At 35.2% G+C, this 21,977-nt stretch carries 16 protein-coding genes and 1 tRNA gene; 11 read left to right on the plus strand and 6 right to left on the minus strand.

The window, feature by feature from the left end:
• The 10 genes from ftsA (at position 1) to IPK14_06535 (ending at position 11,543) form a co-directional block, all read left to right on the plus strand.
• Positions 1-1,248: a cell division protein FtsA gene (gene ftsA / locus IPK14_06490; GenBank protein ID MBK7993071.1), complete on the plus strand. Its 1,248-nt coding sequence runs from the start codon at positions 1-3 to the stop codon at positions 1,246-1,248.
• Positions 1,249-1,444: 196 nt separating this feature from the next.
• Positions 1,445-2,593: a cell division protein FtsZ gene (gene ftsZ, locus IPK14_06495; GenBank protein MBK7993072.1), complete on the plus strand. Its 1,149-nt coding sequence runs from the start codon at positions 1,445-1,447 to the stop codon at positions 2,591-2,593.
• Positions 2,594-2,753: 160 nt separating this feature from the next.
• Positions 2,754-2,835 (plus strand) — tRNA-Leu (locus tag IPK14_06500).
• 240 nt (positions 2,836-3,075) lie between these two features.
• Complete coding sequence (tig, locus tag IPK14_06505) at positions 3,076-4,527, plus strand: trigger factor (GenBank protein ID MBK7993073.1); 1,452 nt, start codon at positions 3,076-3,078, stop codon at positions 4,525-4,527.
• Between the two features lie 125 nt (positions 4,528-4,652).
• Positions 4,653-5,255 carry an ATP-dependent Clp endopeptidase proteolytic subunit ClpP gene (gene clpP / locus IPK14_06510; GenBank protein ID MBK7993074.1) on the plus strand — a complete coding sequence of 201 codons (603 nt, stop codon included), beginning with the start codon at positions 4,653-4,655 and terminating at the stop codon, positions 5,253-5,255.
• A gap of 70 nt (positions 5,256-5,325) precedes the next feature.
• The gene (gene clpX, locus IPK14_06515; protein MBK7993075.1) at positions 5,326-6,555 is read left to right on the plus strand and encodes an ATP-dependent Clp protease ATP-binding subunit ClpX; all 1,230 of its coding nucleotides are present in this window, start codon (positions 5,326-5,328) and stop codon (positions 6,553-6,555) included.
• Between the two features lie 59 nt (positions 6,556-6,614).
• Positions 6,615-9,041: an endopeptidase La gene (gene lon, locus IPK14_06520; protein ID MBK7993076.1), complete on the plus strand. Its 2,427-nt coding sequence runs from the start codon at positions 6,615-6,617 to the stop codon at positions 9,039-9,041.
• A 4-nt stretch (positions 9,042-9,045) separates the two neighbouring features.
• Positions 9,046-9,633, plus strand: a complete 588-nt coding sequence (locus tag IPK14_06525; GenBank protein ID MBK7993077.1) for a YihA family ribosome biogenesis GTP-binding protein — start codon at positions 9,046-9,048, stop codon at positions 9,631-9,633.
• A 285-nt stretch (positions 9,634-9,918) separates the two neighbouring features.
• On the plus strand, positions 9,919-11,166 hold the full coding sequence (gene rho, locus IPK14_06530) for a transcription termination factor Rho (protein MBK7993078.1): 1,248 nt from the start codon (positions 9,919-9,921) through the stop codon (positions 11,164-11,166).
• Positions 11,167-11,186: 20 nt separating this feature from the next.
• Entirely contained in the window at positions 11,187-11,543 is a 357-nt protein-coding gene (locus tag IPK14_06535; GenBank protein ID MBK7993079.1) for a hypothetical protein, read from the plus strand.
• A gap of 70 nt (positions 11,544-11,613) precedes the next feature.
• Here the strand turns inward: IPK14_06535 and bshC are convergent, their stop codons facing one another.
• From bshC to IPK14_06555, 4 genes are all read right to left on the minus strand, one after another.
• Entirely contained in the window at positions 11,614-13,290 is a 1,677-nt protein-coding gene (gene bshC / locus IPK14_06540) for a bacillithiol biosynthesis cysteine-adding enzyme BshC (protein ID MBK7993080.1), read from the minus strand.
• A 98-nt stretch (positions 13,291-13,388) separates the two neighbouring features.
• Complete coding sequence (locus tag IPK14_06545) at positions 13,389-15,386, minus strand: insulinase family protein (protein MBK7993081.1); 1,998 nt, start codon at positions 15,384-15,386, stop codon at positions 13,389-13,391.
• A 25-nt stretch (positions 15,387-15,411) separates the two neighbouring features.
• Positions 15,412-16,299 (minus strand): dihydrodipicolinate synthase family protein, encoded by an 888-nt coding sequence (locus IPK14_06550; GenBank protein ID MBK7993082.1) that lies wholly within the window; start codon positions 16,297-16,299, stop codon positions 15,412-15,414.
• A 70-nt stretch (positions 16,300-16,369) separates the two neighbouring features.
• Positions 16,370-17,287, minus strand: coding sequence for a hypothetical protein (locus IPK14_06555; GenBank protein ID MBK7993083.1), 918 nt, complete (start codon positions 17,285-17,287; stop codon positions 16,370-16,372).
• Between the two features lie 247 nt (positions 17,288-17,534).
• Between IPK14_06555 and IPK14_06560 the strand changes: the two genes are divergently transcribed.
• Positions 17,535-20,111, plus strand: coding sequence for an NUDIX domain-containing protein (locus tag IPK14_06560; protein MBK7993084.1), 2,577 nt, complete (start codon positions 17,535-17,537; stop codon positions 20,109-20,111).
• A 93-nt stretch (positions 20,112-20,204) separates the two neighbouring features.
• Here IPK14_06560 and IPK14_06565 read toward each other — a convergent pair whose 3' ends face one another.
• On the minus strand, positions 20,205-20,669 hold the full coding sequence (locus IPK14_06565; protein ID MBK7993085.1) for a hypothetical protein: 465 nt from the start codon (positions 20,667-20,669) through the stop codon (positions 20,205-20,207).
• Positions 20,670-20,891: 222 nt separating this feature from the next.
• The gene (locus IPK14_06570; GenBank protein ID MBK7993086.1) at positions 20,892-21,761 is read right to left on the minus strand and encodes a slipin family protein; all 870 of its coding nucleotides are present in this window, start codon (positions 21,759-21,761) and stop codon (positions 20,892-20,894) included.
• Between the last annotated feature and the right edge of the window lie 216 nt (positions 21,762-21,977).

The raw sequence follows: 21,977 nt of genomic DNA on the forward strand, positions 1-21,977 counted from the left end.
ATGCCAAAACAAAATCCTCAAATAGTTGGTCTTGATGTTGGCTCAAGTCGTGTGCGTGTAGTCTTAGCAGAAATAAATGAACAAGACCGCTTAGAAATTGTTGGTGTTGGTAGCACTGAGTCCAAAGGATTACGTAAGGGCGTAGTGGTAAATCTTGACCTAGCGGTTGATTCAATTAAACGTGCTGTAGAAATTGCGGAACAAATGGCAGGTTTTACTGTAGAACAAGTTTATGTTGGACTAGCTGGCGCACATATTAAAGGCTATAACAGTAAGGGAGTTGTTGCAGTATCAAGACGTAATAGAGAAATAGGAGCCGATGATATAAAACGAGTTATTGATCAGGCTAGTGCTGTGTCTGTGCCTTCAGATAGAGAAATTGTTGATGTTGTACCACAAGAATTTACAGTTGATGAACAAGATGGAATCGGCGACCCCTTGGGTATGTTAGGCATGAGATTAGAAGTTGCTGTTCATATTGTCACTTCACCAATAACAGCTAGACAAAACATTGTGACAAGTGTTAATCGATCAGGTATGATAGTTCTGGACACTATGCTAGAGCCTCTAGCTGCTGCCAATGCGGTTCTAACAGAAGATGAACGTGAATATGGCACAGCTTTAATAGATATTGGTGGGGAAACAACAAAATTGGCAATCTTTCAACGTGGTGCTATTCGTCATACAGCCGTTTTTCCTGTTGGAGGCAATCATTTTACTAATGATATTGCCGTTGGACTACGTACACCTGTACCTGAAGCAGAAAGAATTAAGCGTCAATCAGGTTGTGCTTTAAGTCATTTGTTAGATGAAAACGAACGTCAATCAATGCTAGAAATTCCTAGCGTTGGGGGACAACCTGCTCGCCCTCTTTCCCGATATACTTTATGTGAGATTTTACAGCCTAGAGCCGAAGAAATTTTCTGTCAAATCCAAGATGAAATTCAACGTGTTGGTTATGAACGCCAAATTTCTAGCGGCATTGTTTTAACAGGAGGTGGAAGTCTACTTCCTGGAATCCCAGAAATTGCTGAACAAATTTTAGATTTACCTGCTCGCCGTGGTCTTCCACAAGGTGTTGGCGGTCTCTCAGAAGAAATTGCTAGTCCAGAGTATGCCACCGCTCTAGGTCTAGTTCTAAGTGGTTATAAAAGTAAATATGGTAATATGCGTAACTATCTAAAAAATACTAGCAGCTTAAAACGTAAGGCATCTAAGATCAGGGAGTGGATCGCCAATATATTTTGATCTCTAGGATGGCTTTTGGTAGTTATATATGTCTTTATTTTCCTAAGTAGAAAGTTTTTATCTTTTTCGGAAAATACTGTGGTGACAAGCAAAAATCTGTTGTAGTATGCACTAACAAAACACACCACATATAAGGTTTTCCCTAAGTATTAACAAGCTATTAAAATAATAGAAAAACACAGAATGGAGTCTCCGTATGGCAACGGATAAAGGTGACACATTGAACTTAAAATTTGCTGATGATCCCCCAGTAAGCGGAGCATGCATTAAAGTAATAGGTGTTGGCGGTGGTGGTGGTAACGCCGTTAACAGAATGATAGAAGCTAGGGTTGAAGGTATAGAATTTTTAGTAGCTAACACGGATTTACAAGTGTTAGGACGCTCTCAATCACCTATAAAGCTACAAATAGGTGCAAAACTAACCAAAGGTCTTGGTGCAGGCGCAAATCCAGACATTGGCCGTCAAGCAGCAATTGATGATACAGAAAAAATTATTGAAGTTTTAGAAGGCGCAGATATGGTTTTTATTACCGCTGGTCTAGGCGGTGGAACTGGTACAGGGGCCGCTCCAATAGTTGCTAGTCTTGCAACAGAACTAGGGGCTTTAACTGTAGCAGTAGTTACTAAGCCATTTGCTTTTGAAGGTCGCCGTCGTATGTTACAAGCTGAAAGAGGCTTGGCCGAACTACGCGAATGTGTAGATACTGTTATTACTATCCCTAATGAAAGATTACTTCATACAGTAGAAAGAAACACTTCCTTACAAGATGCTTTTAGAGTTGCGGATGATGTGCTGCGTCAAGCTGTGCAAGGTATTTCAGATTTAATTACTGTTCCTGGGCTGATAAATTTAGACTTTGCTGATGTAAAAACTATTATGCAAGGTATGGGTATTGCGTTAATGGGAACAGGCTCATCTCATGGAGAGAATCGAGCAGTTGAAGCTACACAAAGAGCTATTGCTAGCCCACTGCTTGAGGAAGCTTCTATTGAAGGAGCAAAAGGAATTTTGGTTAACATTACAGGTGGGCCAGATTTAACATTACATGAAGTTAACGAGGCTTCAACCATAATTCGAGAAGCTGCTGATGATGAGGCTAATATTATTTTTGGTGCGGTAATTGATGAAAGAATGGCTGATAATATGAAGATAACTGTTATTGCAACAGGTTTTGATAGAATGGCTGGCACTCAACCTGTACCAACTAGAAGCTATTCAATACCTTCAACTACAGCTATTAATCAGCCAGTTTCAACTAAACCTTTGGATAATAGAAATAATAGAGAAGATATTAGGCGAGATGATTTAGATATTCCTACCTTTATGCGTAAGAAAGCGGATTAGTTAAATTAGGAGTTAATTTTTAGCCTTGCTGTAGCAAGTAGCTACGGCAAGCAGAATTGACCAAAAATACCTATCTCTCTATACTACTGGCTAACAATTATTAAAGCTTTTTAGCTGTTTTGAAAAAATAATCAAACTAATAACCTTTAAGCTAAGTTTTGCGAAAGTGGCGGAATTGGCAGACGCGCTAGACTTAGGATCTAGTAGGGCGACCTATGGGGGTTCAAGTCCCCCCTTTCGCATCATATAAATTCATTAAATAGCTGATTAAGCTTAGGTAAATTCATTATATTAGCGGGTAAAGCTTGTTATCTACCTATTTTACTCACATCTCAGGAACTAATCCAAAACAGTCAACAGATGCTATTGCAGAAAACTTACCTAAGTTGACTAAAATCAATATAAGATTTTCTTTTTCCTGATACATATCTAAATTGTAGAGTTAAGCATAGATTTTTTTGATGAAATGAGGTTTTGATAAAGTGCAAAAAGTTGAAATAGTCGATTTATCATCTTGTAAGAAACAAATTCTAGTAGAAGTAGCAGCAGAAAAAGTTTCTGAGAATTTTTTACGTGTTTCTAAAATGGTTGCTCAAAATGCTAATATTGCAGGCTTTCGTCGTGGACGTGTCCCTCTTTCAGTTGTAAAAACACGGTTTCGTAAAGAAATTCGTGATCAAGTAATGCGTGATATGCTCCCAAATCTCTTAGAATCTGCCATTGTTGATAACAAGCTAGCAGTTGTTGGAGAGCCAGATATTGATGAGCTTACCCTTGATGATGGAAAAGCTTTAGTATTTAAGGCTAAGGTAGAAGTATTGCCAGAATTTGAGTTAAAAGAATATCGTAATGTACCTATAACAAAAAAAATCAGAATAGTTACAGATGAGATGATAGACCGTCAGCTTGAAACACTTCGTCAACAACAAGCTGCCTTAAATCCTGTAGAAGATAGAGCAGCACAAGACGGAGATTTTGTTAGTGTAGATGTACATGGAAAATACTTGGATCAAGAGTCTGAAGATATTGTCACCGAAGGTCAACAACTAGAAGTTAATTCTCCCCATACACAAGCCGAATTTACAGAAAATCTTCGTGGTGTGAAAATAGGGGAAGAAAAAAGCTTTACTGTAAAATATGCAGAAGATGCAGGAGATGTTAACCTAGCAGGCCATGAAGTAGAGTACAAAGTTAAATTAAACTCTATAAAAGTAAAAGAATTACCTGCACTTGATGATGATTTTGCTCAAGGTTTAGGGGACTATGAAAATTTAGCTGACTTAAAACAAAAAACTCGTGAAAGCTTTGAAACAGCAGCTAAAGCAGAAGCAGAAGATAGATTAAAAGATGCTTTACTAGAAAAACTACTTTCAGATTATGACTTTGAAGTTCCAACGTTTTTAGTAGAAGGCCAAACTAAAGAACGCCTTCAAAACTTTATTCATACTCTAGCCCGCCAAGGCTTAGATCCTCGTACAACTAACATAGATTGGGCAGGCATGATGGATGCTCAACGCGGTGTAGCAACAAGAGATGTACGTTGGGCTTTAGTTTTAGAAAAAATTGCACAAAAAGAAAATATTGAAGTCCTAGAAGATGAATTAGATCAAGAACTTAGACCAATTGCTGAGTCAGTTAAAATGACTTTGGAAGCTACCAAGAGCGTCTTGACAAAGGATGGAGCAATCGATAGTATCAAAAGTAAGTTGCGCAATAATAAAGTCTTAGATTTAATTATCAAAAGTGCAGAAATTGTTGAAGAGCAAGTATCTAGTGAAGAACTAGATAAGCATGATCATCATCACCACCATGAACATGGTCATAATCATGACCACGAGCATGAACATGGTCATAACCATGACCACGAGCATGAACATGATCATAGCGAAGCAGAAAGTTCTAAAGAGACATCTGCCGAAGAAAGTAAAAGTTAGTTTAGTATAATTAACTAGCGCATATTGTGATATCACTAAGATAGTTAAAGCTATCTTAGTGATATAGGTAAAACCAAAAATTTAACTCAATACATTTAACACCAACCTAAAGAGTAAGAAAAATTATGAGCCATCCCTATGCAGCCTTAGTACCAATGGTCGTTGAACAAACTAGTCGGGGAGAGCGAGCTTATGACATCTATTCTCGCCTACTAAAAGACAACATTATTTTTATTGGTACACCAATTGATGACACTATTGCTAATTTAGTAGTAGCACAACTACTTTTCCTAGAAGCAGAAGATCCAGATAAAGATATTTCCTTATATATAAATAGTCCTGGTGGTTCTATAACAGCAGGAATGGCAATTTATGACACAATGCAATTTATCCGCCCTGATGTAACAACTATTTGTGTTGGACAATGTGCTTCTATGGGAGCATTACTTCTAACAGCAGGGACAAAGGGCAAAAGATTTGCATTGCCTAATTCACGAATTTTAATACATCAACCTTCTGTAGGTGGAATTTCTGGTCAAGCAACTGATGTACGTATTCATGCAGAAGAGCTAATGAGAATGAGAAAGCTAACAAGTGAAATCCTAGCTAAACATACAGGACAACCATTTGAAATAATAGAAACTGATGTTGAGCGTGATAGAATTATGGGTGCTTATCAAGCAAAAGAATATGGTTTAATAGACCAGGTTATTACAGAGCGTGAATAACTAAAACATATTAAACTTTCTAGCTTAGGTTTTAAGATATTTTAAGTTAAGATATGGCGGAGTTAAGATTTTGAGACGAGATGAAACATTACGTTGTTCTTTTTGTGGGAAGACTCAAAATGAGGTTAAAAAACTCATTGCCGGGCCAACAGTATACATTTGCAATGAATGTATAGATATCTGTAATGAAATCATTACAGATGATGCAAATCAAGATGCTCAAGCCCACCGTCCAGCCTTGCCTAAACCAACAGAAATCAAAGAATTCTTGGATGATTATGTTATAGGTCAAGATGAAACAAAGAAAAAACTTGCTGTATCTGTTTATCAACACTATAAACGTATAGAAATGGTTCGACGACGCACTCAAGTAGATGTAGAAATCCAAAAAAGCAATGTTCTTCTAGTTGGCCCAACAGGTACAGGTAAAACCTTACTTGCTCAAACTCTGGCAAGAATGCTTAATGTTCCATTTTGTATTGTTGATGCTACCACATTAACCGAAGCTGGTTATGTTGGTGAAGATGTAGAAAACATCATTCTTAAGCTCTTACAGAGTGCTAATGGGGACATTGAACGCGCACAACAAGGTATTATCTATATTGATGAAGTAGATAAAATTTGCCGCAAAGATGAAAATCCTTCTATTACTCGAGATGTTTCTGGTGAAGGTGTACAACAAGCATTACTAAAAATCTTAGAAGGCACTGTAGCTAATGTTCCTCCTCAAGGTGGTCGTAAACATCCACATCAAGAGTTTTTCCCTGTAGATACTACTAATATTTTATTTATATGTGGTGGGGCTTTTGTTGGCCTTGATAAAGTTATCGAACGTCGTATAGGTAAGAAAGCTTTAGGTTTTCACGCTAAGGTGGAAAATAGATTTTCTCGTTCAACCAATATTTTAGAACAATCACAACCAGAAGATTTAATAAAATATGGGTTAATTCCAGAATTTGTTGGACGCTTGCCAGTTATAGGTACTTTGCATGAGTTAGACGAAGCTGCAATGATAGAAATTCTTACCAAGCCAAAAAATGCTTTGGTAAAACAATATCAAAAGCAATTTGAATGGGATAATGTTAAATTAAGATTTACAGATGATGCTTTGCAAACAGTAGCTAGACAAGCCTGCGAGCGTAAAGTAGGCGCACGAGGTTTGCGAATGATTTTGGAAGAGCTAATGTTAGAAGCAATGTATTCTCTTCCATCACAAAAGAAAGTAAAAGAATTTGTGGTAACTCGTGAAATGGTGGAAAACCATAGAGCTAATTTCCCTGTACTAGAAAAAGCAGGTTAGTTAGTAAAATTTAACAGTTAGCAAAAATTTTTTGCTTTTGATATAAAGGTAATAAAGCTATGCAAGAATTTCATGACGGTATGCCAGACGACGTTGTTCGCTATCCTATGGTTCCTATCCGTGACGTTGTTGTCTTTCCTTATACAGTAGTACGTTTTAAGATTGGTCGCCATCCTTCAGTCGTTGCACTACAAAAAGCTTTAGCAACAGATAGAATAATCTTTTTAGCAACACAACATGACGCTACTTTAGAAGAGCCTAATCCAGGCGATGTTTACCGAGTTGGTACACTCGCGCGTATTGCTCAACACCTACAACTAGCTGATGGAAATATCAAAGTCCAAGTAGAAGGGCTAGAACGTGCTAAAGCAATTAGAATAGATGAGGATGATGATTACTGGCAAGCTGTTATACGTCGAACTAACCAACCAACAGAGCGTAGCCCAAGAATAAATGCTTTGGTAGGCAGATTAACTTCTTTAATTGATCAATTTGTAAGACAAAACCCAGAAAATGTTGATAATTTGCATAGTGATTTACAAATAGACGATCCTTCCCGTTTAGCTGATACAGTAGCTAGCCACCTAAAAATTAATGTTGAAGATAAACAAGGTGTGCTAGAAATTTTTCCATTACATGAAAGATTAATTCGGCTAATTGAAATTGTAGAAATAGAGTTAGATAAATTGCAATTAGACCGTTCCATTCAAGGGCGAGTTAAAAAGCAAATGGAAAAAGCCCAAAAAGAGTATTATCTAAATGAAAAAATTAAGGCTATAAATAAAGAATTAGGTCGTAGAGATGAAAAAGCAGAACTAGAAGAGCTAAAGAAAAAGATTGAGGCGTCTGGCATGTCTACAGATGCTTATAACAAGGCTATGACAGAACTAAAGCGGCTAGAGCAAATGCCGCCTATGTCGGCTGAATCTGCTGTTTCACGTAATTATTTAGATTGGCTTTTGGCTGTACCTTGGAAAGAAACTTCTGCTGAAGTTAGAGATGTAAAACATGCTGAGGATGTTTTAGAAGCTGATCATTATGGACTAGAAAAGATTAAAGAACGCATTTTAGAATTTTTAGCAATCCGCCAATTAGTACAAAATCCAAAGGGATCAATACTTTGTTTTGTTGGGCCTCCGGGAGTTGGAAAAACTTCCCTTGGACGTTCAATTGCTCGTGCTACAGGCCGCAAATTTGTTCGCCTTTCTTTAGGTGGTGTACGAGATGAAGCAGAAATTCGAGGTCATCGACGTACTTATATAGGTGCTTTACCAGGTCAAATTATTCAAATGATGAAAAAAGCTGGTACTGTTAACCCCTTAATGCTACTAGATGAAATTGATAAATTAGGCATGGATTTTCGAGGCGACCCATCTTCAGCACTACTTGAAGTCTTGGATCCTGAGCAAAATAATACTTTTCAAGATCATTACTTAGATGTAGAGTATGATCTTTCAAAAGTAATGTTTATTGCTACGGCTAATGTACTGCATACAATTCCTGCTGCTTTGCAAGATCGTTTAGAAATAATTCGTCTTTCTGGTTATACAGAACAAGAAAAAACAGAAATTGCTAAGCGTTATCTTGTACCTAAACAACTAGAAGCAAATGGTTTAGATAAAGAAAAAATAGTATTTGGTGATGAGGCTATTTCAGCTTTAATTCAAAATTATACTCGTGAAGCAGGTGTAAGAAGTTTAGAAAGAGAAATTTCTTCCCTTTGTCGTAAAGTTGCCCGTAAGTATGTGATTTTAAGTGATAAAGAAAAAGAAGTATTCTCAGAAACTCTTACAGGAGAATCTGTCCGCAATTATTTGGGCCCAATAAAATTCCGTCCACAAATGGCAAATGAACATAATGAAATTGGTGTTGCAACAGGGCTAGCTTGGACAGAAGTAGGTGGAGATGTACTGCAAATAGAAACTAGTTTAATGCCTGGGCGAGGACAATTAACTCTTACCGGTAAACTAGGTGAAGTTATGCAAGAATCTATGCGTACAGCTATAAGCTGTGTACGTGCTAGAGCTACTAAATTAGGCATTTCGCCAACATTTTATAAAAAATATGATCTTCATATCCATGTACCAGAAGGCGCGATACCCAAAGATGGGCCTTCAGCAGGTATTACAATTGCCACAGCTATAGTTTCAATTCTTAGTAATAGTCCTGTAAGAAAAGATGTTGCAATGACAGGAGAAATTACCCTTAGAGGAAAAGTGTTAGCTATAGGTGGTGTGAAAGAAAAATTACTGGCCGCCCATCGTGCTGGTATTAAGACTATTATTATACCTAAGGATAATGAAAAGGATTTGGTTGAAGTGCCAAAAGATGTATTAAGCTCTTTTGATGTTAATTTAGTTGATAATTTAGATGAAGTCTTGGAAATTGCTATAGATGAATCTGAGGCTAAAGCATCAACAATGCCTCCTATTTGGGAACAGCAAGATGTTAGTAGTACTACAGGTTCAAATACTAGTTTAGATTAGATTAATGAAAGTTTCTGAAGCAACATTTGTTCGTGGAGCAGTAGATAAAGAAGGTTATCCGCAAGATGGTCGGTTAGAAGTAGCTTTTATTGGGCGTTCTAATGTTGGCAAATCTAGCTTACTTAATTCTTTACTAGGCAAAAAAAAGCTAGCTCGAACTAGTAATACACCAGGGCGAACACAACAAATAAATTTTTTTTTAGTTGATCAAAAATTTTACTTTGTAGATTTGCCTGGTTATGGTTATGCTAGTCTTTCAAAGAAGCAGCGAGCAGAATTAGCAGAGTTAATAGAAAAATATCTTGCACAAAGAAAAGAGCTTGTGTTAACTATATTGCTAATTGACTCTAGACATTTACCAACAGAATTAGATTTACAGGTAAAAACATGGCTTGAGCATCTTGGTAGGCCATACCTAACAGTTTTAACCAAATCAGATAAATTATCAAATAATCAGTTACGTAACCAAATTAGTAAAATTAAGCTTGCTTTAGCTACAGAAGAAGTAATTGCTTACTCAACATTAACGAATTTTGGCAAAGACTCTCTTTGGAAAGCAATTTTAGCTCGGCTCTCAGATGAAAAGCTTTAGTATATGAATTAAATTAATTTATACAAGTTTTTCTTCTTAGCTTATCTGGGGCAGTAGAGGTTGTTTTGTTAATCTGCTCTAAAATCATAAAACAATCCCAAATAATTAAGTGTTCTAATTTATTGTTAGTCAATAATTTATACTAACAGTAGATTTGGTTAACACAGTAAAAGTGTAACAACTGTGAATACAAATACTTCATCAAAAATGTCAAATAGAGGTAATCGCAAAAATATTAACGCATCTGTAGAGGAACAAATAGATAGTCAAGCTCATAGTGGGTTGCTGGATATATCAACATTAAAGGAAATGAATATTTCCAAACTAACCCATATAGCTAAAGAACTAGATGTACCTGGAGCAACAGGAATGCGTAAGCAAGAACTTATATTTAAGATCTTGCAAGCGCAGACAGAAAAATCAGGTTTAATCTTTTCTGAAGGTGTTTTGGAATGTCTTCCAGATGGATTTGGATTTCTTCGCGCTCCAGACTATAACTATTTGCCAGGCCCCGATGATATTTATGTTTCACCTTCTCAAATTCGTAAATTTGATTTGCGAACCGGAGATACCATTTCTGGTCAAATTCGTCCGCCAAAAGAAGGTGAGCGATATTTTGCTTTAATCAAAGTTGAAGCAATTAATTTTGAGCCTCCAGAATCAAGACGTGATAAGGTATTTTTTGATAACTTAACACCTCTTTATCCTTCTGAACGCTTAAAAATGGAATTAGCACCAGATAATTTATCTGCTCGTGTGATAGACCTGATTACTCCTATAGGTAAAGGTCAGCGGGGTTTAATTGTTTCTCCTCCACGTACAGGTAAAACCATGTTGTTACAAACAATTGCTAACTCTATTACTAGAAATCATCCTGAAGTAACATTAATTGTTTTACTAATAGATGAGCGTCCAGAGGAAGTTACCGATATGCAACGCTCGGTTCAAGGGGAAGTAATTAGCTCTACCTTTGATGAACCTGCTACACGTCACGTTCAAGTTGCTGATATGGTAATTGAAAAAGCAAAAAGACTAGTTGAACATGGAAGAGATGTTGTTATTTTGCTAGATTCCATTACCCGACTAGCACGCGCTCATAACGCTACAGTTCCACCTTCAGGAAAAATTCTTTCAGGCGGTGTTGATGCTAATGCTCTACAAAGACCTAAACGTTTCTTTGGTGCTGCTAGAAATCTTGAGGAAGGTGGCTCGCTTACCATTATTGCTACAGCCTTGATTGATACAGGCTCTCGTATGGATGATGTAATTTTTGAAGAATTCAAAGGTACTGGTAATATGGAAATTCACTTAGAGCGTAAACTAGTAGAAAAACGTATCTTCCCAGCTATTGATATTAATAAGTCTGGAACACGTAAAGAAGAGTTATTAATACCTAAAGAGGACTTAAACCGAATCTTTATTTTAAGACGAGTATTAAATCCTTTATCTCCTGTAGAATCTATGGAATTAATTCTTGAACGACTCTCTAAGTCTAAGTCTAATGCTGAGTTTTTATCTTCAATGAATCAATAAATTTTTAGGAGAATATTTTAATGAGTCAAGAACAAGTACATAGTAAATTTAAGCTTTTTGTTGGCAATCATTCTGCTACTAATGAGCTAGCTAAACAGATGGAAGAATTTGTTATTAATTCTAAAGTAGCAGCTAAAAGTATTGGTATTGAATATTTAGAAGCAACAAAACAAATAATTATGACACTTGGTTATGCAGAGAATCAGCCCTCGATTCCAGTTAATATAACTTCTGTTAGTTTAGGTAAAGCTGATATTGCTACTGATATTGCTGCACTAGAAAATAAAATGGGGGAAGTTGCTGCGCAACATAAAAACATTATTTGTCATGAACTTTATGTCACAGAAGAACATGAATTTGTTATGGTTTTTATGTGAAAATGTTGGCTAAAACAAGTATTTATTGTGAAAACAACGGGGTTAGTCTATCAACTAACCCCGTTGTTTTTTAAATATATAAAATTTTGTGAGCAGTAAAATCTAGGTCTAAGTTTTTATAAATTGTATTTGTAAAATCATAGCCATATCTAGCCAAAAAATAATAAATATTTAACTCTCGTTCTTGAAGATTTTTATTTGGATAAAGTAGAGTAAAGAGCTTTTCAATTTGGCGTACAAGCGTTTCTTCTCGTTTGGCATTGGTATTAATAAAGCGAGTTTTTAGATGATGTAATTGATAAAAGATTTTTTCTCTTCCTCCTTTTAATGCTTCTGCTAAAGTTGGGTCAACCTTCAATAAATTATCGCTTAATTTATCTAGTTGTTGGTTAATCAATAACTCAGTTTCATCAAAAGTAGAAATAGTATTTTTGTCTAAAAGATGTTCAATTACTTGATGTTTAGTGTGTTCCAAACCTGCAAAAAGGTCTGTAAAGTTTAACTCCCATTTCTTTAATAAATTATTTTCTCGATTAGGAATAATTGTAAACCCTGCACGTGGAATAATTACAGGAAACTCAACAGGAAATAGTGGGTAAATTGCGCTAATTTGAGCAAAATAAGCTACTTCTGCTGGCCCACCTATATAAGCAACCGTAGGAAGTAAATAATCTTGTACAATTGGCCGCAATAGTACACTAGGGCTAAATAAAGTAGGATCATTATGTAATTTATCTAGTAATTGATTGCTAGTATAAGTTTGACTACTGTGTTTTAAGCTAAATTGTTCATCTTGTTGACGTAGAGCTAGACGATGATTATTTTCTAGTAGAAAAAGCGGCACCATATCCAAGCTAGTATGCACTTGGGCGTGATAGCCAGATTTTTCTAGTATTTGGCTACGATTAACTAAGCTTTGAGCAATTTCTTTTGATTTGTGCAAAACTGTTTCAAAAATAGGACTTGCAATGGGTTTTAAGTTTTTATCTTGTGCATCTAGCAATACTACACCATAATTAGCAAAAATTTTGGCTAGCAGTCGTGCAAAACCTTCAGCAAAACCTAAGTTGGCAGAGTAAGAATCTTTTAAATCTTTTATTAGCTCATCAATAAACTCTGATTGTGGAAGACTAGAAAGTAGGGAATTAATATTTTCTATAACTTCTTCTGAAATACGAAGATTTCCAACAGGTGTTAAGTCTAATTCACCCTGGGCTTGATGAGAAATTGTTGTAAGTTGCCCATCTCGATTAATAACTTTAAAGTGGGAAACTTCCTTATAGTCATGATCTTCGCTGGCAATCCAAAAAATAGGAATAGCTTTTTGTCCTTCTTTAGAAAGCTCTGTTGCTAATTTAATAGCTGTTAAGGCTTTATAAATGGTAAAAAGTGGCCCACTAAATAATCCTGCTTGTTGACCTGTTATTACTGCTACAGTCTCGGACTCGCGTAGTAACTCAATGTTTTTTAGCGTCTTTTCTCCTGATCCAAAACGCAGGTTTTGTTCTAATAAAGCATTTGCAACTTGCTCACGTTGATAAGAACGTCTGATAAGCTTAGAGGAGGTTTTAAGCAGGGAATTTAGTAAATTAGTAGAAAAAATAGGTTCTTCTGTGTTGTTTTCTAGTGATGGGTAGAAATTATTTACTTTTTCTGAACAGTAATCTAATAAAAGTTTAGAAGTATGAGGTATTTGGTTAAAAGGTATTTTAGTTAAAGTTGACAAAGATGTTTGGGATTGATTCACATTAAATCCTTTGTTGTCGTTAAGTTAAATACTAAAACTTGTGCTGGCTTACGAAAATTTTACTAAAATAGTTTATAGCTTAGGATAAAGCTTAAAGCTTATTGTTTGGACTCTTTTTGCTGAAGTTCAGTTAATAAGTTTAGAAATTCTTCTTTATCACGTATTTGGAAAAAATATGACCAGCCATTATTAAGATTTAAGTAAATTCCTGGTGTAAATAATCCAAGTGTTAAAGGTAGGCATTTCCATAACCTACGAGAAAGCCAAACACTAGGAAATTTCTGTAGTGACACATCTTTAATAGTGTCTATAGGAATGATTACTGCACGGTAGGAAAGATATTTTATTGCTATAGCGTTCTTAAATAAAAGTAATTTACTAGGCCAATATGCAAGTAAAGTTATAAATAAAAACACCCCTATCATTCCTATCAAAGAATAAATTAGCCATTGCAACCAAAAATTTTCAATTTGAAGAGTAAATTTATAAGCAACAAAATGATAAAGAAGTAAAAATATTTGACCTAAGATAATTATTAGCCCAAGAAATCCTAGTAACATCAGTAGACGGACTGCTAAGGACATTTGAAATCGAGCTACATAACGTAAATTACTCATGTTTAATGGTTTTAACAAATATTGTTTTGTAGCAGCCGTAGAAAGAATTAATAAAAGTGCAACAATTATAAAAATTTGACCTTGGCTTAATGGGGAAATAGAGCTAACTTCTAGCATCTGACGGTTATTAACTAAATATTGATTTGCAAGTGTTTCTATATCTGTTTTAGTAATTGCTTCAAACACCTTAACTACATCTGGGAAGTCTTTATGATGTTGTGTGTTATAGAAACGGTAATTGGCCCAGTTTTCTAAATCTTGAGCTTTACTATTAGTTACTTTTAGTTTACGTATTATTATTGCTTTTTCTGTTTCAAATTCTTGATCTGTAAGAGTGGCTTTACGCAAGGCTTCAATTTCTTTATCTATAAGCTCACGAGCAAAATTATATTCACTTTCTTTAAGGTTTCCATAAATTTGAAGTAATGCTATTGGGCTACGTTGTGCTACTGAAACCCCAAAACCATAAGTAGCTTTTCTATCACCAAAGCGCAAACGATCATTTAAGCGGTTTTGTAAAAATTGGCTAATAAACATTAAACCTAATAGTTCTTTTTGGCTTAGATTATAGATCTTAAAAGCATTATAGTAAGAAACACTAGGACGAATATCCCATTTATATTGTTGCCAAAAACGTCCTGGATCAGTTGTTTTAGTTAATAGTTGTGGGGCTGTTCGAGAAGCTAAATTAGCAAATGTAGCATTGACCTGTTCTAGCATTTTACTACGGTCAATATCGCCAATTATTGTTAAAGTCATAGCTGTTGGAGTGTAATAAGTATCATAAAACTCTTTTAAGTCTTTAGCAGTAATTTGATTTAGGCTTTGATAAGGGTAATCATCCCGTGTAGGAAAAGCTTGTTCGCCAAATTCCCGACCCCAAAAGTCTGGTTGTTTTAGCCAAGGGGAACTTAAGTAATAAACCTTGATCCAGTCAAAAAGCTCTCTTGGTCGCGCACCAACTTCAAGTGCTATTGGTTCGCGCTGACGTTCTACAACTTGTTCATTCATTTCATGGGGTGAAATAACTTTATAGAGCCAATCTAGTGCAAATGGTGCGTGTTTTTTATTAATTCGCACAAAATAAAAAGTGTGGTCAAAAAAAGTTATTGCATTACGAATACCACCTAAATCTTCTATTTCTTTTTTTATTTGCTCTTCTGTTCGACCAAGATGGTCACTAAAAAGCATATGTTCAGTAAAATGTGCTAGTTCTTCTTTACCAATAGGATCTTGATCTGAGCCGTAAGGAATATTGACGCTAATAGATACGTTAGTATCATTTGGCAGATATTTGTACCAGATTTTTAAGCCATTAGGTAGAATGATGGTTTCAAAGTTGGCAAAAGGGTTTTCATCCGTTTCTTGCTGGGCTAAAACGGGTGTTGAAAAAGAAATTAACAAAACGATACAAATAAGAATTTTAAGGTATACTGGCAAAATTACATTTTTAGGGCATTTTGTTAAGGTTGATAACATTATTTTACCTGACGTATTAATGCAGTTAAATATTTGTATTTTGTAGCAAAGATTTGATTGCTGTTTGAGCATTGTTATCTGGCATTAGAAGTGGGCTACGTACAGTTCCACCTTTATAACCTAGTAAATCCATTACATATTTAATACCACCAACACCATAGCGGCTAGCAATTTGTTCTGATAGAACTAAAAGTTTTAATTGAAGTTCCCGCGCTTTAGCATTGTTTTTATCTATTACAGCTTGAAAAATTTGGCTGCAAAGCTCAGGGACAAAATTTGCAACAGCTAAAATTGCACCCTGTGCGCCAATACTTAAAGCAGGGTAGAGAATTGGCGCACTACCAGTTAAAACCATAAAGCTATCTTTAACTAAACTAATGGTTTGCGTTAAAGCTTTCATATCTCCAGAACTATCTTTAATTCCTACAATATTTGGATGTTCAGATAATTTTCCAATTAAATCTGGAGCTAGACTTATGCCAGTAAATTGAGGGACACTGTAAAGCAATACCGGAATAGGGCTAGTGTCTGCAACCGCTTGATAATAAGCACTTAAGGCCAAAGCTGTCATTGAGCTTTTAAAATAATGTGGACTAACAACTAGCGCGTAATCTGCCCCACATTCAGCCGCTAGCTTAGTAAAAGCTATTGTTGCAGCAGTAGAATGAAGTCCAGTACCAACAATCATTGTTTTATCATTGGAAATTGACGCGCGGGCCGCTGTTAAAACTTCAATTTTTTCTGTTTCATCTAAATGAACAACTTCACCAGTTGAACCTAAAACCAAATAACCTGCTAGCGGAGTTGTTTGCCAGCGAGAGAAATTAGTTTTTAATGCAGTAATATCCAATTGTCCGTCTTTATCAAACGGTGTAACTATCGCGCTAAATATACCTAGTAATGATTTTTTCATACTCCCATTATATGAGTCTCTTAAGTCAACTCACAACTACACTTAGCCATATAAATTGCTAACTTAGAAGTTAAAAATGAAACTCCTTTGTAGCTAAAACTGTTAAGTTAGAAAAATCTGTAGTAACTTTGACTTGATAGTATTTTTTACCAATCCCACTACTTATATAAGAAATAACATATTGTTGTTTAAGCAGTTGTGCAAATTTTTGTAATGGGACATCAAAAGTTACATAACCAGAATTAGTATAAAAAGCTTGTCCTCCTGTTTGTTCACTTAAGTAAATAAGAGAATTAATTCCGGTATTTTGAGCAAAGAAATTTTTTACTCTAGCGGAAGGTGCAAAAATCGAGAAAATTACTACATTGTTTTTTTGTGCTTCTCTCATTACTTGGTCTAAATAAAGATTAGAAGTTGCTGTAGAAAATTTGCCATTAGAAGGGTCAAAACCATCAGAAATAAATAATATTTCATTACGTTCTTGTTCAAGGCCGTTAAAATAAGGCAAGACTCCTTTTAAGTCCCAATAAGGATTAACAGCAAAACTACTAAAAGAATCTGTTACACGGATTTTGCTGGCTGCTTGCGTTAAATCAGTGGTAAATTCTTGGGCAACAGTAACAAAATTATCTTTAGCATAAACTACCATTATTTTTGAACCTGTAGGCAAATTGGTAATAAATTGTTTAATGCTATTAATCTCTAAATTAAATTGCTCTAAACCCTCTTGCATCACTACTGCTAGATTTAGAGGTGCTTGATTGCTAGGTTGAACAAAAACTATTGGTGATAAGACCCCATCTTGGTAAACTTGAAAATCACTTGCTTGTAACTCAGGAACAAAACGATTTTTCTTTTCTTTTACTGTTACGGTAATTGTCTTGATGGTTTCTGCTGATGTTTGAGCATATGTCAAATTGTTAGCAGTAAAAGAACATAGTATTAGAAATATTGCTAGGATATAGTTGATTAATTTATAACTAAACATGGTAATTATCTCCTTATTCAAAATTTCTAATTTTTGTTAATAAACAAAAACTATGCCAATAGAGCTAATTTGCTAACACATTGCATTTTCAATAGTTTAATAATTAGCTTTGGTTTAATAAGTGTGTAAAAAACAAATTCTTGCGAAATATTGCTAGAGTTTAAGCAAATAAAATGGAAGTTAAAAAATTATCCTTAGATAAATACTCTGAACATTACTTAGAAATTTTTTTTTAGCGCAGGATAAATTGCTAATTAAATTAGCTCATAATGGTTTAGATCGTCGTTCTACTTTACATAATAATTTTAAGCAAAATTTGTTTTTTCAGCTAAAAGAACAAAAGCTCTGTTTTATGAGCGAATTAGACCAAACAGCTTTTCCTTTAACAAATGAAATTATCATTGTTTATTTAGGTAAATTTGAGCAGATAAAATTAGCTACTATTAAGATTATAGATTTATCACTAATTATAGACACTTATTACACACTTTCACCTTTTGAAACCCGCTTTTTAGCTCAAAATGGTTTTCCTCATCCAGTCAAAGAAATAGCAGCAAATTTATCTAATGTAATTACTACAGACTTACACACACATTTTGCAGGTTGTGTTTCTGCAAAAGATTTAATTAGGATTGGGAGAGAATATAATCTTAGTTATCCTATTGAAATACTTGAACTTGCAGGCATTCATACTATAGAAAAAGAACCTCTACCTTTAGCTAATTTATCAACAGAATTACAAAATATTTTAGTCCAACGTTTGTCTATTCCTTTAGATCGTCGGGTTCCTTTTGTTGGAATGGAGAAAATTTATAAGTTACGCTCTCCTATTACAAAAAATATAAAAACCTTTATTGCTCTTTGTTGGCAAATTGCTAAAGATTATCAAAGAATGGCTGTTAAATATATTGAGCTTTCTTTTGCTAATGTTATTTACTCTAGTTATTTAGAATTACTACATAAAGAACTTCCTAAAATAGAGAAGGAAACAGGTTTAACAATTAGGTTTTTGGCTGCTATTGGTCGTAGTGATGATTTAGAATGGGATTTAGATTATATAGAACAGCTTAAGCAAATGTCAGCTAGTCCTTATATAGTGGGGGTAGATTTTCTAGGGCATGAAACTAATTCAACTTATGCTTTTGCACAACAAATTACAGAAATTGCAAAATGGGCTGACCAAAATTATCCAGGTTTTGTTATCCGAGTGCATGCTGGAGAAAATCCAGCACACCCTGAAAATATTCGTGCTGCTATGGAGTTAACTAAAAATTATAAAGTGCAATTAAGAATTGGACATGGGCTTTTTGGCGTTGATGAGCAGACTTTAAGAGAGTTAAAAAACATACAAGCAATAGTAGAGTTTAATCTTAATTCCAATCTAGCACTAAATAATATTCAAACAACCCGCGAAGTACCTATAAAAAAATATTTAGACCAAGAAATAGCTGTTGTACTAGGAACTGATGGTTATGGAATCTACCAAACAGCAGCAAATAGTGAAGTTCAAGCAGCTTTACTTGCAGGTGTTACTAAAGAAGATTTAGCCAAAATTCAAGAAACTGAAAAAGCATATTTACTTAAAAGAAAGGTTTGGGATAAAGATAAACAAGTAAATTTTTCTGTGCCAAGAGATTTACCTAAAAAATATTACACACCAGAAGTTTTAGCACTTAAACAATCCGCTAAAGTTGCCAGAGATCAAGCTTTATTAAATCGTTTAGAAGAAATAGGAATCACTTTATTAAATGATAAAGAGGTTAATAACTTATTAAAAGGAAAGCAAGTTATTTCAATTGCTGGGGCATGGTATAAAAGCTGGGAGAAAATTTCCCTAGAGCAACAAGAAAAAATCTATCAGCTTTTAGACGAGCTATTTGCACAGCTTGATCCTAAAATGGTAGTAATTGTTATTGGTGGAACTAAGCGAGGAATTGCTAATGTTGTAGAGCAACGAGCAATGCCTTTAGGTTTTACTGTGCTAGCTACTTTGGTAAAAGAAACCCCTCCATTGTGGCTAGAAAAAAATAGTGCTACACACGCCTGTATTGTGGCTGAAGACCTTTATGATAAAGCAGCAGGACTTTATCAGCTTATGAAAGAGCACCATGCTATATGTCTATTTATTGGTGGAGGCAATATTGTTAGTGATGAAATACAAGCCGCTAATAATCTTAGATTAAATTACTTACTTATGAAAGGCCCAGAAGGGGCAAGTTCTTTGCATGCTGAACAACGCCCAGAACGTGCATTTACTAGTGCTAAAGAGGTGTTGTTAGCTTTAGAATATAACAAACCTTGGCATTCAACCAATGAACCTTATTGGCATTTAGGAGCAAATCTTACGGTAGACATTGTTTTAATTCGTAATAATCCTGAAACAAAAGAAAAGGAAGTTTTGCTAATTCGTCGTGATGATGATGCTATGGCAGAGCCTGGGAAATGGGCATTACCTGGAGGTTTTCAGCTAACGGATGCTCCACGTGGAACATATTGGAAGGCAGGAAAAGAAACTGCTCGTGAAGCTTGTGTAAGAGAACTACTGGAGGAAACTAGTTTAGATATCAAGCATTTAGAGTCAGAATTGATTTATGTTGGTAGTTATGAAGGTGAAGGACGTGATCCACGTGATAGCCCGCAGGCTTGGAGTCGTTCAACTGTTTTTGCACTACTTTTGCCTGATAAGCTAGCTAAAACACCTATTGCAGGTAATGATGATGCTTGTGATGCTCGTTGGATAAAAATTAACCCTTTTCCTACTAAGCTGGCTTTTGACCATAATAGAATTTTGAAAGACGCAATTTTGCAGCTAAAACACTCTTAATTAAGGTGTTTTAGCTGCAAAGAAAAAGCTTATAGAAATTATTTAATCTCTATAAGCTTTTTCTTTTCTATTAACTAAGCTAAATAAACTGAATTATTTAGCTTTTTTCTTTTTCTTAACAACAGACTTTTTCTCACTAGATTTTTGCCTAGGTTTTTCCTCTACACCCCAAGAATCTCTTATATGTGTAAGAAATTCTGCTTCATCGTCAGAAAGCTCATCTAAGCTAACAACATCTTCAATTCCATTAACTAGCTCTGCTAGCTTTTCGTCTGGAAAATAATCAGCAAAGATTTCAATAGTTTCTTCTAGTAATTCCGTGTTAGGATCATCACTAATGTCTTGTAAACATCCTGTTAACACTTCTTCTACGTCAGAATCTACACCTAAGGCATCTATAACACCTTGCACATAGGCTGCAACGCCTGTTATCTCTTCTTCTGAAAGCTCACCATCAACAGCACAAAACCATAAAAGTAAATGGCAAATGCGGTATTCTAGCGGGTAATCACCCATTGCTTCAAACATGTCTTCACTCAGAAACTTATTTTTAGCCATATTTATTCCTTTTTTGTTAGGATTGGAATTTAGCCCATTTTTTCCTACTCTGAAAAATTTTTCAAGCTAATAAAACGATTTTATCGGTAGAATTTTGTATAACATAATATTAAAGTTGCTTAGTTATTATTCGGTTGATAGAGGAAAAACTAAAAATTCCATTAATATTGCCTAGGTATACACTGGTAATATTAATGGAATTAATAAGTTATAGTTTTAAGGTTACTTTTCTAATTCATCGTTTTTGGCTAAATGTTTATCAAATCCTATGTAAATACGAGCATTAGCTGTTTTAGAAAGGTCTGAAAGTGTTTCTAGCTCGCGTAGTCTTAGAAGTGCTGGGTAAGTGCTATAAGCTTGTGCTGCTTGTTCACGGTCTTGTAGAGCTTTAACATCAGCCTCAGTTTTTATTTTTAGTGCTTCAGCTTCAGCTTGGGCTACTAAAAGTTTAGCATTAGCTGCGGTTTCTGCTTCTAATTGTTGATTAGTTGCTCTGGTTTGAGCATCAATTTTTTGTACTTCTGCCTTTGTTCGTGCTTCTACCATTTGGGCTTGGCTCATACGCTCAGCCGCTAACACCTTATTCATAATCTCTTGCAAATTACCGGGGAAAATTAAATCCTTAACATCTGCCCGTAAAATTGCTACACCATAACCGCTAGCAGACTCTTTTACTTCATGTAGAATTTCTTCGCTAAGATGATTACGATTAGTTAGAATTTCCTCTAGCGTCATAGAAGCTAATGAGCGACGTGCTGCTAGTTGGACATCGCTATAAATACGTTCTTCATAATTAGTCACCATATGGATAGCAGCTTGGGGGTTGGTAACTCTAAATTGGACAATAATGCTAACTCTTATAGCTACCTTGTCGGATGTCAAAATTTCTTGACCTTTAATGGTTAAATCCCTTTCTTGAACGCTTACTAAAATTACTTCTACTTTAGGGCGTGGAAATAAGTAGTTGAGTATCTTAGATTTATGCTGCTCTAGTATTTCATAGCGACCCGCTGGTAACACTTTAGTTAGTACACCATCTTGATAGTAAAGCCCTCTATGAGTGTCTTTTATAATGATTTCTTTTTTTACCATAATAACACCTACAGTTAGTTATATTACTAGCTTATTTTTATTAATTTTTAAGATTTAGCCGTAGCAGGGTTTATTTGGAGGACAAGCATTTTCCAGATTTGGCATGTCTGAGTCACTACCGCAATGGGTGATAGTAACCAATATGGTTGATTGCTCCTAACCCTGCCAGCAATCGGTTTGGATATTCTCTATCCAAACCCCCTTTTAGCAACCACA

The organism is Blastocatellia bacterium (assembly GCA_016713405.1).
Classification (GTDB): Bacteria; Acidobacteriota; Blastocatellia; order Chloracidobacteriales; family JADJPF01; genus JADJPF01.